At 41.7% G+C, this 15,269-nt stretch carries 10 protein-coding genes; 9 read left to right on the forward strand and 1 reads right to left on the reverse strand.

The genetic code is table 11. From position 1 onward, the window contains the following. Nucleotides 1–291 precede the first annotated feature (291 nt). The 6 genes from fdnG (at nt 292) to glgB (ending at nt 8,842) form a co-directional block, all read left to right on the forward strand. Complete coding sequence (gene fdnG, locus J1G47_RS05495) at nt 292–3,360, forward strand: formate dehydrogenase-N subunit alpha (RefSeq protein ID WP_157833050.1); 3,069 nt, start codon at nt 292–294, stop codon at nt 3,358–3,360. A 1-nt stretch (nt 3,361) separates the two neighbouring features. Further along, on the forward strand, nt 3,362–4,288 hold the full coding sequence (gene fdxH, locus J1G47_RS05500) for a formate dehydrogenase subunit beta (RefSeq protein ID WP_207326829.1): 927 nt from the start codon (nt 3,362–3,364) through the stop codon (nt 4,286–4,288). Beyond that, complete coding sequence (locus J1G47_RS05505; protein WP_021116784.1) at nt 4,281–4,949, forward strand: formate dehydrogenase subunit gamma; 669 nt, start codon at nt 4,281–4,283, stop codon at nt 4,947–4,949. The genes fdxH and J1G47_RS05505 overlap by 8 nt, the downstream gene beginning before the upstream one ends. A gap of 232 nt (nt 4,950–5,181) precedes the next feature. Further along, nucleotides 5,182–6,120, forward strand: coding sequence for an EfeM/EfeO family lipoprotein (locus J1G47_RS05510; RefSeq protein ID WP_234924179.1), 939 nt, complete (start codon nt 5,182–5,184; stop codon nt 6,118–6,120). Beyond that, complete coding sequence (locus tag J1G47_RS05520; RefSeq protein WP_010786845.1) at nt 6,077–6,265, forward strand: hypothetical protein; 189 nt, start codon at nt 6,077–6,079, stop codon at nt 6,263–6,265. Before J1G47_RS05510 ends, J1G47_RS05520 begins: the two co-directional genes overlap by 44 nt. A gap of 264 nt (nt 6,266–6,529) precedes the next feature. Further along, complete coding sequence (glgB, locus tag J1G47_RS05525; RefSeq protein ID WP_207326830.1) at nt 6,530–8,842, forward strand: 1,4-alpha-glucan branching protein GlgB; 2,313 nt, start codon at nt 6,530–6,532, stop codon at nt 8,840–8,842. Between the two features lie 33 nt (nt 8,843–8,875). On the opposite strand, the gene J1G47_RS05530 is transcribed toward glgB, so the two are convergent. Continuing rightward, the gene (locus tag J1G47_RS05530; RefSeq protein ID WP_012621529.1) at nt 8,876–9,847 is read right to left on the reverse strand and encodes an IS110 family transposase; all 972 of its coding nucleotides are present in this window, start codon (nt 9,845–9,847) and stop codon (nt 8,876–8,878) included. A 426-nt stretch (nt 9,848–10,273) separates the two neighbouring features. On the opposite strand from J1G47_RS05530, the gene glgX reads away from it, so the two are divergent. From glgX to glgA, 3 genes are all read left to right on the forward strand, one after another. Beyond that, a complete protein-coding gene (gene glgX, locus J1G47_RS05535; protein ID WP_207326831.1) occupies nt 10,274–12,259 on the forward strand; it encodes a glycogen debranching protein GlgX in 1,986 nt (661 codons plus the stop codon). A gap of 30 nt (nt 12,260–12,289) precedes the next feature. Beyond that, nucleotides 12,290–13,579 (forward strand): glucose-1-phosphate adenylyltransferase, encoded by a 1,290-nt coding sequence (glgC, locus tag J1G47_RS05540; RefSeq protein ID WP_012621657.1) that lies wholly within the window; start codon nt 12,290–12,292, stop codon nt 13,577–13,579. Nucleotides 13,580–13,718: 139 nt separating this feature from the next. Beyond that, nucleotides 13,719–15,152, forward strand: coding sequence for a glycogen synthase GlgA (gene glgA, locus J1G47_RS05545; protein ID WP_010786842.1), 1,434 nt, complete (start codon nt 13,719–13,721; stop codon nt 15,150–15,152). Nucleotides 15,153–15,269: the final 117 nt, after the last annotated feature.

Genomic DNA, 15,269 nt, shown 5'->3' on the forward strand with positions numbered 1-15,269 from the left:
TGTTGAAATTGCTGTTGTAGAGAACCATTCTCAACAAAAAGTCGATCTACATCAAATTTAGTGATCTTCTTCACATTATTCCTCGAAAAAATTTGTTTATTAAGTAGTTTATTTTGTTAAAAAATTGTATCATTTACAGAATTTTAGCTTATATCAAATAGATGGTAATTAATCCGTAATAGTGCTGCTTTTTAAGTTGGTTTAGTAGGATAATATCATTAATTATTTTGTTAGATAGACAAAATTTTATTATTTATTAATAAACACCGCAAATGCGGTTTGGAGTGATTTATGCAGGTCAGTAGAAGAAAATTCTTCAAGATCTGTGCAGGTGGTATGGCAGGTACGTCTGCTGCTATGTTGGGATTTGCCCCAGCAACAGCATTAGCCGCACCTCGTGAATACAAACTATTACGAGCAAAAGAAACTCGTAACACCTGTACTTATTGTGCTGTAGGCTGTGGTATGTTGCTATACAGTCTTGGCGATGGAGCAATGAATAGTCGTGGGAAACTTATTCATATTGAAGGGGACCCAGACCACCCAGTGAGCCGTGGGGCGTTATGTCCGAAAGGTGCTGGTGCGTTAGATTATGTAAATAGTGATCGCCGTGTACGTTATCCAGAAGTGCGTGAAGCAGGCTCAAAAGAGTGGAAACGTATTTCTTGGCACGAAGCAATTGAGCGTGTTGCTCGCCATATGAAAGATGACCGTGATGCTAACTTTATTGAGAAAAATGAAGCGGGTGAAACGGTAAACCGTTGGATGACAGCAGGTTTCTTAGCAGGCTCTGCGTGTAGTAATGAAACGGGTATTCTTACTCAAAAATTTGTACGTTCTCTCGGTATCGTTTTTACTGACAACCAAGCGAGTATCTGACACGGACCAACGGTAGCAAGTCTTGCTCCATCATTTGGTCGCGGTGCGATGACTAACCACTGGGTTGACATTAAAAACGCTGATCTCGTTATTGTAATGGGCGGTAACGCCGCAGAAGCCCACCCTGTTGGCTTCCGTTGGGCGATTGAGGCGAAAAAACAGAACGGTGCGAAGTTAATGGTGGTTGATCCACGCTTTAACCGTACTGCTGCTGTGGCTGACATTTATATGCCACTTCGTCCAGGTACTGACATTGCATTCTTATCGGGTGTTATTCGTTATCTCTTAGAAAACGATAAGATCCAACACGAATACGTTAAACACTATACCAATGCGACATTCTTAGTGAATGAAAACTTTAAGTTTGAAGACGGTTTATTCTCAGGTTATGACCCTGAAACGCGTAAATACGACCGTTCAACTTGGGGTTATCAATTTGATGAAGAAGGGCAACCAAAACGTGATATGACAATGCAAGATCCACGTTGTGTGATCAATATGCTAAAAGGACACGTTTCACGTTATACGCCTGAAATGGTTGAACGTATTACGGGTACACCACAAAAAGATTTCCACATTTTCTGTGAAGAAATTGCGAAAACTGCTGCACCAGAAAAAGCGGCAACGTTCCTTTATGCGTTAGGTTGGACACAGCATACAGTCGGTTCACAAAATATCCGTACAATGGCAATTATCCAGTTGTTATTAGGTAACATTGGGGTTGCAGGTGGCGGTGTGAACGCATTGCGTGGGCACTCAAACGTACAAGGTATCACCGACTTAGGTTTATTCCCAAATCGTTTACCAGCTTATCTTCCATTACCAACGGAAGCGGATACTTCTTTAGAGAAATTCTTAGGACGTATTACGCCGAAACAGATGATGAAAGATCAGGTGAACTATTGGGCAAATACACCGAAATTTATGGTGAGTATGCTGAAATCCTTCTATGGTGATAAAGCGACGAAAGATAATGAATTTGGCTACCATTACTTGCCTAAATTACCAAAAGGCGGAATGGATCATATGCGTTACATTGAAGAAATGTATCAAGGCAAGGTGACCGGTTATTTCTGTCAGGGTATGAACCCGATTGCCTCTTATCCAAATTCGCAAAAAATTGTGAAAGCATTAAGCAAATTGAAATATTTGGTTATTTTCGACCCGCTTATTACTGATACCTCTGAATTCTGGAAAAATTACGGCGAATTTAACGACGTGAAAACCGAAGAAATTCAAACAGAAGTATTCCGCTTGCCAACCACTTGTTTCGTTGAAGAAGATGGCTCAATTGCTAACTCTGGACGTTGGTTACAATGGCACTGGAAAGGGGCAGAACCACCAGGTGAGGCGAAAACAGACGGCGAAATTCTCTCTGAATTGCGTGCGGAATTAATTCACCTTTATCATAAAGAAGGCGGAAAAGCACCGCTTGAGCCGTTAGAGGCAATGAGCTGGGATTATGCAAATCCACTTGAGCCAAAAGCAGAAGAAGTGGCAAAAGAGAATAACGGCTATGCCTTGGAAGATTTATATGACGCCAACGGCAACTTAATCTTGAAAAAAGGTCAGCTACTTTCAAGCTTTGCACAAATGCGTGATGACGGTACGACTTCAGGTGCGTGCTGGATCTACACGGGTCAATGGACGGAAAAAGGTAACCAAATGGCAAACCGCGATAACTCAGACCCATCTAACTTAGGTAATACCCTAGGTTGGGGCTTTGCGTGGCCAATGAACCGCCGTATTATTTATAACCGTGCCTCTGCGGATTTATCAGGTAAACCGTGGAACCCGAAACGTCAGCTTGTTAAATGGAATGGCAAAAACTGGAACTATGTGGATGTTGCCGACTTTGGTGCTGCACCGCCAGATAGCCCGACATTGCCATACATTATGCAACCTGAAGGGGTAAGTTGTTTATTCGTGCGTGAGCGTATGGTTGATGGTCCGTTCCCAGAACACTATGAGCCAATGGAAACGCCAATCGGCACAAACCCATTACACCCTAATGTGGTTTCAAGCCCAGTTGCCCGTATTTTACCAACGGATAAAGAAGAACTCGGTACTTCAGCAGAGTTCCCTTATGTTGCGACCACTTATCGTTTAACGGAGCATTTCCACTACTGGACGAAAAATGCCCTCTTAAACGTGATTGCTCAACCGGAACAATTCGTGGAAATCGGAGAGGCGTTGGCGAAAGAGAAAGGCATTAATAACGGCGATATGGTGAAAGTCAGCTCTAAACGTGGCTACATTAAAGCGGTAGCAGTGGTGACTAAACGTATCCGTGCATTAGTGTCAGATGGAAAACCAATTCACACTATCGGTGTGCCGATCCACTGGGGCTTTGCGGCAACAACAGGTGCTAAAAAAGGCTTCTTTGCCAATAACTTAACGGTTCGTGCAGGTGATGCGAATACACAAACGCCTGAATCGAAATGTATGTTAGTCAATATTGAGAATATTGTGGGGGCATAATATGAGTACAGTTCAATCTCAAGATATTATTAAATCCTCTGCAATTTCATTCTTGACACCACCGCCACAGGCGCGTAGCCATCAAGTGGAAGTGGCGAAATTGATTGATGTCACCACTTGTATCGGCTGTAAAGCCTGCCAAGTGGGCTGTTCAGAGTGGAACGACATTCGTTCAACCCTGGACGCAGCTTGTACCGGGGTCTATGACAACCCTGCGGATCTCAATCCGAAAGCGTGGACGGTAATGCGATTTAACGAAGTGGAAGAAAACGACCGCTTGGAATGGCTGATCCGTAAAGATGGCTGTATGCACTGTTCTGAGCCAGGCTGTTTGAAGGCTTGCCCATCACCAGGTGCAATCATTCAATACGCAAACGGTATTGTGGACTTCCAGTCAGACAAATGTATCGGCTGTGGTTACTGTATCGCAGGCTGTCCGTTTAATATTCCACGAATGAACCCTGAAGATCACCGTGTGTACAAATGTACACTCTGTGTGGATCGTGTCACTGTGGGACAAGAGCCAGCTTGTGTGAAAACCTGCCCGACGGGTGCAATCCGCTTTGGTAGCAAAGAAGAGATGAAAGAATATGCGTCTAAACGCATTGCCGATCTCAAATCTCGTGGCTACGAAAATGCAGGCTTATACGACCCAGAAGGCGTGGGCGGCACACACGTTATGTATGTGTTACATCACGCAGACAAGCCAGAGCTATACTCAGGTTTACCGAAAGATCCGCAGATTGATTTAAGTGTCACCCTTTGGAAAGACGTACTCAAACCAGTTGCTGCAGTGGCAATGGGCGGCTTGGTTCTTTCTGAAATTGCACACTATATCGCAATCGGTCCAAATACAGAGGATCTTGACGAACACGAAGAACACCACGGTGAACAGGGTGAAGAACATAAAGGAGGCAAAGATGAGTAAGATTCAAATCCCTAACGATTACCGAATCGTTCGCCATAAATTGCCTGCTCGTTGGAGCCACTGGTTACTGGTGATCTGCTTCTTCACAACTGGCTTATCAGGGTTAGCATTCTTCTTCCCTGATTTTGCGTGGTTAGTGGATATTTTAGGTACACCACAATTAGCCCGAATGATCCACCCATTCACAGGGATTATTATGTTCCTTGCTTTCGTAAATATGGTTCGTATTTACTGGCATCATAATATTCCAGAGAAAAATGACTGGGTATGGTTGATCAACATTGTGGAAGTATTAAAAGGTAACGAACACGCAGTTTCCGACAACGGCAAATATAACCTTGGTCAAAAAATGTTGTTCTGGACTTTGATCCTTGCAATGTTCACCTTGCTGATTACAGGAATTATTATGTGGCGTCAATATTTCGCACATAATTTCTCAATTCCAGTAATTCGTATTGCGATCTTATTCCACTCAGCTTGTGCCTTTATGTTGTTCACTGGCATCATGGTGCATATGTATATGGCATTCTGGGTGAAAGGTTCAATTCGAGGAATGGTTGAAGGTTGGGTTACAGTCCGCTGGGCGAAGAAACACCACCCTCGTTGGTATCGTGAAGAAGTGTTACCTGAACTTGAAAAAGAGTTTGCGAAGAAACGGTAACGTCAAATTAAATGTAATTATTGTATGCCGATCATCTAAATAGTTGATCGGCTTTTTTCTTTTTAAAGAATCTGTTTTTATTTTGACTGTTTTGTAGCTTAAAAATTAAGCTAAATTAAAATTTTATTAATTTTGTAGTAAATTCAATTGTAAAACGTAAATGAAAGTTTTATTCTTATTGATAATAAGTTTTATTTATTTCTCTTAATGAGACAAACCAAAGGAGCTTTCTATGCGTTTAAAATCTCTCATCCTTGCGATTTTAAGTTTATTTGTTGCCAGTTCAGTCTTTGCAACGGATTTATCGAAAGAAACCCAAACTTATAAGGAATTTGTCGTTGGGCAAATCGATCAATTAGTGACAGATACCGAGAAATTTGTGGGGTATTTGAAAGCTGGTGATGTGCAAAAAGCGAAGCAAATCTATCCGCTTGCACGTATGTACTTTGAGCGTTCAGAGCCGATTGCAGAGAGTTTTGGCGATTTAGACCCTCGTATTGATACTCGTCTTGCGGATTTAAGCGAAGAAGGAAAAACCGAGAAAGATTGGTCTGGTTTCCATAAAATTGAAAAAGTACTTTGGGAGCAAAATACCACAAAAGGCACAGAAGCGACCGCTGATCAGTTGATCAAAGATGTGAAAGAATTGCGTGCGAAAATTCCAACGGCGGAAGTAACCCCTGATTTAATGATTACCGGTGCGGTGGATTTGTTAAATGAAGTATCCACCACAAAAGTAATGGGCGAAGAAGAGATTTTCTCAAAAACTGACCTTTACGATTTCAAAGCCAACATTGAAGGGGCGGAAAAAATTTATGAGATCTTTAAGGCAAAATTAGAGAAAAAAGATGCGAAATTGGCAAAAGAGATTGCTGATCGCTTCCAAGATGTGAATGTGTTATTGGCGAAAAAGACAGGGTTACAGATGTTAAGACGTTCTTTCTCTTATGCCAGCGGTGTTGATCCGAAAACGGGGCAGTTTGATGCAGGCTTGTTGTTTATCTCGTTCCAAAAAGATCCGCAACAGTTTATCACCATTCAAAACAGCCTTGGCAACATCGACAAGATGAACGAATACATTACCCATATCGGTAGCGGATTATTTGCGTGCTTTGCAGGAGTTAAAGATGAAAATGATTACTTGGGTAAATCATTGTTTGAACAGCTTTAACCGCTTTTTTGCCATATTTACGCTCAGCCTAACGCTGGGCGTTTGTGCTTATGCAAAAGTGGAAACCAGCCACTTATTTGTGCATTTATCTGATGCGATGGAAGTCGTTCCCTATCTTTTAGGCAGTGCCGCACCGCTGAGTTAGTATAAAGTAATTCATCTTTGTTTACGTTTTATTTACAAAGTTAAACCCTGTATTTCAAATGAAAATTTTTTATTCATATGAAAAATTTTTTAAATCTATCATTTTTATTTAACTTATTGATTTTTAACCATTGGAGCTTTTCTCTATGAGATTATGATCTATATCAAAAATTGAGATTGTTTTGTAAAGCTATTTTTAATAGAATGCTACGCAAACGTTTATTTCATCATTCCCAGCGAGTTATAAATTAGCCAAGGAGAGCAAATGAAAGAGAAAACTAAAAATACCACCTCACTCAAGCAAGATAATCAATTTATAGAGCAGCTTGCGAATGGGTGTTGCCAAGATCCTTTTGCTTATTTAGGGGTTCATCAAGTTGATGATGGCGTGATTGTTCGGGCTTATCTACCTGAAGCAGAACAGGTAACAGTTATTAATGATAACAGTGAGCCGATTGTGCAGATGGAGCAAATTGATGATCGTGGCTTCTTTGCTGCGAATTTGGTTGGTGAAAAAACTGACCTTTCCTACCGCTTGTTAGTGCGTTATGCCCACACTGAAATTGATATTGAAGATCCTTACCGTTTCCAGTCCCATTTTTCCGATTTAGATAATTGGTTGCTTTCTGAAGGAACCCATGTTCGCCCTTATGAAAAATTAGGTGCTCATCTTGTTACCCAAAATGAAGTTGGCGGTATTCACTTTAGCCTTTGGGCGCCGAATGCTCGCCGTGTATCTGTGGTGGGTGATTTTAACTATTGGGACGGTCGTCGCCATTCAATGCGTTTTCATCCAAACAGCGGTATTTGGGATATTTTTGTGCCAAACTTGCCAAAAGGAACGCTCTATAAATTTGAAATTTTAGATAGAAATGGACAAATCCGTTTGAAATCAGACCCTTATGCGTTCTCAGCTCAATTCCGTCCTGATACGGCTTCTGTTGCTTCTGGTTTACCTGCGATTGTTGAGAGTGACGAGAAACGTCGTTGTGCGAACGATCCTGATCAGCCGATTTCTGTCTATGAAGTGCATTTAGGCTCTTGGCGACGTAATTTAGAAAATAACTATTGGCTAAATTATGAAGAGATTGCGAATGAGCTAATTCCTTATGTGAAGGAAATGGGCTTTACCCATATTGAGTTATTGCCAGTCACAGAGTTTCCATTTGATGGCTCCTGGGGTTATCAACCAACAGGAATTTATGCCCCAACCAGTCGTTTTGGTTCACCTGAAGGTTTACGCACCTTAATCAGTAAGGCTCACGAAGCAGGGATTAATGTGATTTTAGATTGGGTGGTAGGGCATTTCCCAACCGATGAACATAGTCTGGCGTATTTTGATGGTACTCATCTCTATGAACATTCCGATCCAAAAGAAGGTTATCACCAAGATTGGAATACCTTGATTTTCAATTATGGTCGTCACGAAGTGCGTAACTATTTGACGGGTAATGCGCTTTATTGGATTGAGCGTTTCGGTATTGATGCATTGCGCGTCGATGCGGTTGCCTCAATGATTTATCGTGATTACTCTCGCAAAGATGGCGAGTGGATCCCAAATCGCTATGGCGGTCGTGAGAATTTGGAAGCGTTAGATTTCTTACGTTCAACGAATGATATGTTAGCGAAAGAAGGCAAAGGCGGTGTGACTATTGCGGAAGAGTCCACTTCTTTTGCGGGTATTACTCACCCAACGGAACATCACGGCTTAGGCTTTGATTATAAATGGAATATGGGGTGGATGAACGATACATTACGCTATATGAAGACCAAGCCGATTTATCGTAAATATCATCACGATTTAATGACCTTTGGTATGATTTATCAGTATAGCGAAAAGTTTATGTTACCGCTTTCCCACGATGAAGTTGTTCACGGTAAATGTTCGTTACTCGGTAAAATGCCTGGGGATTGCTGGCAACAGTTTGCAAACCTAAGAGCATATTACGGTTATATGTGGGGTTATCCAGGTAAAAAACTGCTCTTTATGGGCAATGAGTTTGCTCAAGGGCGTGAGTGGAATTATCAAGAGAGTTTGGATTGGTTCTTGCTTAACGATGAACACGGCGGTTGGCATAAAGGTATGTTGAACTGGGTGCGTGATTTGAACCGTATTTATCGTCAATATCCAGCACTGTATCAGTTGGATTACGATCCTGCTGGCTTTGAGTGGTTGGTGGTTGATGATGCAGAGCAGTCTGTGTTTGCCTTTGAACGTAAAGCAAAAGAGGGAGCAAGCATTATTGTGGTCAGTAACTTTACCCCGATCCCGCGTGATAATTACCGTTTTGGCGTTCACGAAGATGCAAAATATAAAGAAATTCTCAACTCAGACTCCGCTTACTATATGGGTAGTAACTTAGGGAATTTCGGTACTATTCAATGTGACGAGATTGAGTCGCACGGTAAACCTTATTCCATTTCGCTCACTATCCCACCGCTTGCGACGATTTTTATCGTCAAAGAAGCCAAACCACAAGCGGTGAAAAAAGCGAAAAAATCTGCAAAAGTGGTAAAAAAAGCGGAAGAGCCGAAAGTGGAAAAAACCAAAGCAGTAAAAGCCAAAAAAGCAAAATAATGTAGCAACTGTGTTTACACACAAAAAAGTTATTCAATTTTGACCCACAGATTCTGTGGATAAGTAGCGTGTAGCGTCCCATTTTTCATTGCGTCTAACCAACGCATTCATAATGGTTAGCAGTTTACGCATACACGCCATAATAGCGACTTTCTTCGCTTTGCCTTTTGCAACCAATCGGGTGTAAAAGGCTTTAAAAACAGGTTCAAAGCGAATTGCCGATAGTGCTGCCATATATAAGGCATTACGAACAATCGCTCGACCACCATAGCAAAAGGATTTTCCTTTCCATTGACCGCTTTCCTGTGGATGCGGAATAACGCCAACGAGTGAGGCAATTCTTTTGCTGCTTAGCTTGCCTAATTCCGGCAGGCTTGACATCATCACGGCGACGCAATTTTTGCCAACGCCTTTGATGTCTGAGATAAGGTCAGCTTTATCACTAAAATGCTTACTTTGGTCGTCGATATCTTTATCAAGTTCGGCGATTAATTTATCAAGCATTTCAATGTGTTGTTGGATATTGTCCAACTGGGTTTCGTGGCTTTGTTGCAAACGATTTAGCTCTGCTACTCGCATATCGACAAGCTGACGACGGCGAACCACAAGGGCTTCCAGCTGTTCTTCTTGCTCAGAAAGCGGAACATACAACTGATGCTCTACTTCGCCTTTAAGCTCACAAGTGAGCCCATAGAAAGCGAGATTAACCGCATCTTTTGCATCGGTTTTGGCTCTCGTTTGAGATTTTGCAAACTCACTGGCTTTCAGTGGATTAGCAATAAATACACGATAACCTGCTCGAGCAAGGGCTTTTGCCACGGGGATTTCTAATCCACCCGTTGCTTCAAGCGTTATCAGAGCCACATTAAACTGGCTTAAATAGTCCAAGGTATGTTGAATACCTTTGGCGTTATTGGTTTCGGTTTTGGTCTTTTTCTGATGGGAAAAACCAATCACGAAATTGCGTTTAGCAACATCAATACCACAATAAATCGGAGCGTTCATCGGTAACCTGCCTTGTATTCGGGTTTATATTTCAACTGTTCGGTTTTGCTGATGAAGTTATCCACGCCTACGCTACAGAACGAGTTTTAGCTCTAGGGACACCCAAGCTGTGGATAACGTTATGGTTTATGTTGCTAGTTTACTATAATTTTAATATACAAGGGACACACTGCGTGTGTCCATTAATTACAAATCTAATAATTCAAATGTTCTACATTATGTAGTAGCTACAAAAAGTTGATTAAATTCCCTTCCCCCGTTTACGGGGGAAGGTGCCGAAGGCGGAAGGGGGGATATTATTGTTCCCCCCTCAGGGCTTCGCCCAGCTCCCCCCGTAAACAGGGGGAGCGAAGATTTCAAATAATATAATTGTTTAAGATGTCGGACACACGCAGTGTGTCCCTACAATAAGTACTAAGGCTGTATATGAAGTATCTTGCAGGCAGACTATTTCCATTAGGTAGCCGATTAACTGAAATAAATGGAGAAAAAGGCATAAATTTTGCATTGTTTTCTCGCCGTGCAAGCGGTGTGGAATTAGCAATTTTTTGCGACGGTAAAGAAATTCGTTTACCGATGATCAAAACCGATGAAATTTGGCATTTGTTTGTGCTCGGTCTAAAAGCAGGGACGCAATATGGCTATCGGGTAACAGGGTGTGTAAATGAAGAAAAAGGCGACCTGTTTAACCCCAATAAATTACTGGTAGATCCTTATGCGAATGGCATTGTAGGACAACCTGATTTATCCAGCGATGAAGCGGTAAAATGGTTTCAGTGGAATGATCCGAGAGATAATGCTCACCTAGCTCCAAAATCTGTCGTGGTTGCACGAGATACTTTTGATTGGGAAGGTGACTATAAACCTTTTACCCCTTGGGCTGAAACGATTATTTATGAAACGCACGTTAAAGGGTTTAGTAAACTTAATCCTAAAGTGCCGAGCGAAATTGCAGGCACTTTTGCAGGGTTAGCCCACGAAACGTCAATTGCTCATTTGAAACGTTTAGGGGTAACGGCAGTGGAATTATTGCCGATTACCTATCACATTGATGAACCGCATTTGCAAAAAATCGGGTTATGCAACTATTGGGGTTATAACGTTTTAGGGCATTTTGCGGTTGATCCTAAATTAGCTTATAACAAAGCCGATCCGTTAACCGAGTTTAAGCAGTTGGTTAAAACACTTCACAAAGCAGGAATTGAAGTGATTATGGATGTGGTCTTTAATCATACGGCGGAAGCAGGTAAAGATGGACCTATGTTATCTCAGCGCGGTATTGATAACGAAGCATACTATTGGTTGACCGATAATAGTGAATATTTGAATTGGACAGGCTGTGGCAATACGCTCAATGTATCATCCGATGTTGCGGTATTACGCTGGGTGATTGATTGTCTCTGTTATTGGGTTAAAGAGTGTCACGTTGATGGTTTCCGTTTTGATTTAGGTGCCGTGTTAGGTAGAGCACCAACATTCTCTGAAAAATCAGCATTTTTTACAGCTGTTTATAGCAATTCAAAATTGGCACATATTAAGTTAATTGCAGAGCCTTGGGATATTGGCTGGAGTGGTTATCAATTAGGCGCATTCCCCAAACCCTTTGCAGAATGGAACGACCGTTTCCGTGATGATATGCGTCGATTTTTTCTAGAAAAAAATGGCAATTTAGCTGGATTCGTACGTCGATTTGCAGGGAGTGACGATATTTTTGCACATAACCGTCAGCCATTTCATAGCATTAATTTTATTACTGCACACGATGGATTTACCTTACAAGATCTTGTTAGTTATAACGAAAAACATAACTGGGCAAATGGCGAACAAAATCGTGATGGGCATGGACATAATATTAGCTTCAATTTTGGCGTAGAAGGCGAAACAGATAATCCAATTATCCTAAAACAACGTAAACAGGCTAAAAAAGCGTTATTAACAACACTCTTACTCTCAGGCGGTACGCCGATGGTATTGGCAGGTGATGAACTGGGACATAGCCAACAAGGCAACAATAATAGCTACTGCCAAGATAATGAGATCAGTTGGATAGATTGGGATTCGGCTGATCAGGAATTGATCGATTATACTGCAAAATTAATTGCGATTCGCAAACAGATCCCCCTACTTTCCCAAGACACGAAATGGTGGACGGGTGAAGATGTACAATGGTTACGAGCAGATGGTCAAGTGATACAGTTTAAAGACTGGCATGACCATTCTACCAAAGCATTACAGATATTATTAGAAGATAAATGGCTTATTTTGGTGAATGCTAAACAAGCAATGCAACAATTTTTATTACCTAAGGGTGATTGGCAAATACTTTTAGGTGAAAAAGAAACCACTCTAATGACAGATACGCTTGCGGTTACACTCAATCATATTGAGGTATGTGTTCTTCAAAGGAATTAATGTCCCTCAACTCTACTTGGAGATAACAATATGTTAAAACAGGAAGCCTCTACAGACAGACGTAATCTTACCGCGCAAACTTTAGTGCTGATCTTGGCAGGCGGTCGTGGTTCACGCCTTTATGAATTAACCGATAAACGTGCAAAACCTGCGGTTTATTTTGGCGGTAGCCGTCGTATTATTGACTTTGCTCTCTCTAACTGTATTAACTCTAACTTATTAAAAATTGGGGTGATTACCCAGTATGCGGCACACTCATTGCTCCGCCACTTACAACGTGGTTGGTCATTCTTACCTTATGAGCGTAATCAATACATTGATATGCTTCCAGCTCGTCAACAAATTGATGAGAACACTTGGTATCGTGGTACAGCTGATGCGGTTTATCAAAATATGGAAATGATGAAATCGCACTATCGTCCAAAATATGTGATTATTCTTGCGGGTGACCATATCTATAAAATGAACTACAACCGTATGCTTGAAGATCACGTTGATTCAGGGGCAAAATGTACCGTAGGTTGTATCGAAGTGCCACGTGAACAAGCAACGGAATTTGGTGTGATGGCAGTTAATGAAAAATTAAAAGTTAAAGCCTTCGTGGAAAAACCGTCAGATCCACCAGCAATGCCAGACAAACCAGACTCATCTCTTGCTTCTATGGGTATCTATGTGTTTGATGTAGATTATCTCTATGAAATGTTAGAAAAAGAAGTCAGCAACCCAGATACTTCACACGACTTTGGTAAAGACATTATTCCAAAAGCCGTTGAACAAGGTGTGATTTATGCTCACCCATTTGAGCGTTCTTGCGAAGGTCGTAACACAACGGGTACAATCTACTGGCGTGATGTGGGAACAATCGACAGCTATTGGGCTGCACATATGGACTTAGTCAGCGAAAAACCTCAATTAGATTTATATGACGAATCTTGGCCGATCCACGGTCGTCCACAACAAACGGCACCAGCACGTTTCTTCTATAAAAAGGCTCGTGCGCATACCCTTGATAACTCATTGATTGCAGGTGGCTGTGTGATTACCGATGCAGAGATCAGTAATTCAGTACTTTTTAGCCGTGTTCATGTCCATGAAGATTCCATTATTGAACAATCTGTGATCCTTCCACAAGTGAACATTGGTAAAAACTGTGTAATTAAACGTGCAGTAATCGACCGTCACTGTGACATTCCAGATGGGTTACAAATCGGTGTAAATCCAGAAGAAGATGCGAAATATTTCCGTATCAGTAAAGGTGGTATTGTCTTAGTTTGCCAAAAAATGTTAGACAAATTGGCAAAAGATAAAGCGGTTGCTTAATTTATAATTCTTCCCCCGTTTACGGGGGAAGTCCCACCAAAGGTGGGGATGGGGGATTATTTGCCCCCATCGGTTTCGTTTCACTCAACCACTTCCCCCACAAGTGGGGGAAGAATTTATTTAAATTGGTAAATAGTTAATGAAAATTTTACATATTTGTTCAGAAATGTACCCGCTTATCAAAACAGGCGGACTTGCTGATGTAATGGGAGCGTTACCCTATGCACAACAATCAGCTGGAAATGATGTTCGAGTATTAATTCCTTATTATCCACAAGTGGCTTCCAAGTTAGGCGAAACCGTTGAAGTTGCGACCGTCGGTACCTTTGCAGGTGTTGTCACTGTTCGTTTTGCTTATTTGAATGGCTTAGGCGTATATGTGATTGATGCCCCACATCTCTTTGATCGTCGTTTACCTTACTACGACGACAACTACCAAGATTACACCGATAACTACAAACGTTTTGCACTATTAGGTTATCTCGGAGCACAACTTGCTTCAGGTTTAGATCATTGGTGGGGCAGAAGTGATGTGTTACACGCTCACGACTGGCAAGCAGGTTTAGCTTGTGCTTATCTCAAAAGCTGGAACAGCCCTGTTAAAAGTGTCTTTACCATTCACAATATCGCCTACCCAGGACGTTTCCAAGCCTATCACCTAGCAGAATTAGCCTTACCTTGGGAATTTTTCCATGTGAATGGTTTAGAATTTTACGGCGAAATTTCCTATCTTAAAGCAGGTTTATTCTACGCAGATCGTGTCACAGCCGTAAGCCCAACCTACGCACGTGAAATTACCGAACAAATCGCAGGGGCAGGAATGCACGGCTTACTACAACAACGCCTTGCAGAGGGGGCATTGCGTGGTATTTTAAATGGAGTAGATGATACCGTTTGGAACCCTGAAACCGACACAAATATCGTGGCAAATTACCGCCCGAACTATATGCAAGGTAAAGGTAAAAACAAATCGGAACTACAACGTTACTTTGGTTTGCCAGAAGATAAAGACGCTCTCTTATTCGTAATGGTTACTCGCTTAACCGAACAAAAAGGGGCAGATTTCTTACTTGCACGCATTGACCAAATAATGCAACACAATGTGCAACTCGTGGTACTTGGTAGCGGATCGCCTGACTTAGAATGGGCATTGCGTGATGCACAATCTCGTTACCCACATAAAATCGGCTTAAAAATTGGCTATGATGAAGCACTTTCACACCAAATTATCGCAGGTGGTGATGTTATCTTAGTCCCAAGCCGCTTTGAACCTTGCGGTTTAACCCAACTTTACGGCTTAAAATACGGCACACTACCATTAGTCCGCAGAACTGGTGGCTTAGCCGATACCGTTAATGATGCACACAAAGAAAGCATTGAAAACCGCACTGCAACAGGTTTCGTATTCAGCTATCCTGATGCAGATAATTTCTACGATGCCGTACTGCGTGCGATCAATTTATGGGGTAAAAATAAATTGTGGTCAAGCGTACGCCAAAATGCCCTTGCTCAAGATTTCGGCTGGGCAAAAGTAGCACAGCAGTATCAAGAGTTGTATTACGAGATTGTCTAACAAAGATAGATGGGCTAATAGCCCATCTTTTTGGCAAAAAATTTAACAAATCTAACCGCTTGTAAATTTACAACTCAACTAAATCTCTGTATAATCCGCTCGCAATTTTTCCAGTTT

Source organism: Glaesserella parasuis, assembly GCF_017352235.1.
GTDB classification, from domain to species: domain Bacteria; phylum Pseudomonadota; class Gammaproteobacteria; order Enterobacterales; family Pasteurellaceae; genus Glaesserella; species Glaesserella parasuis.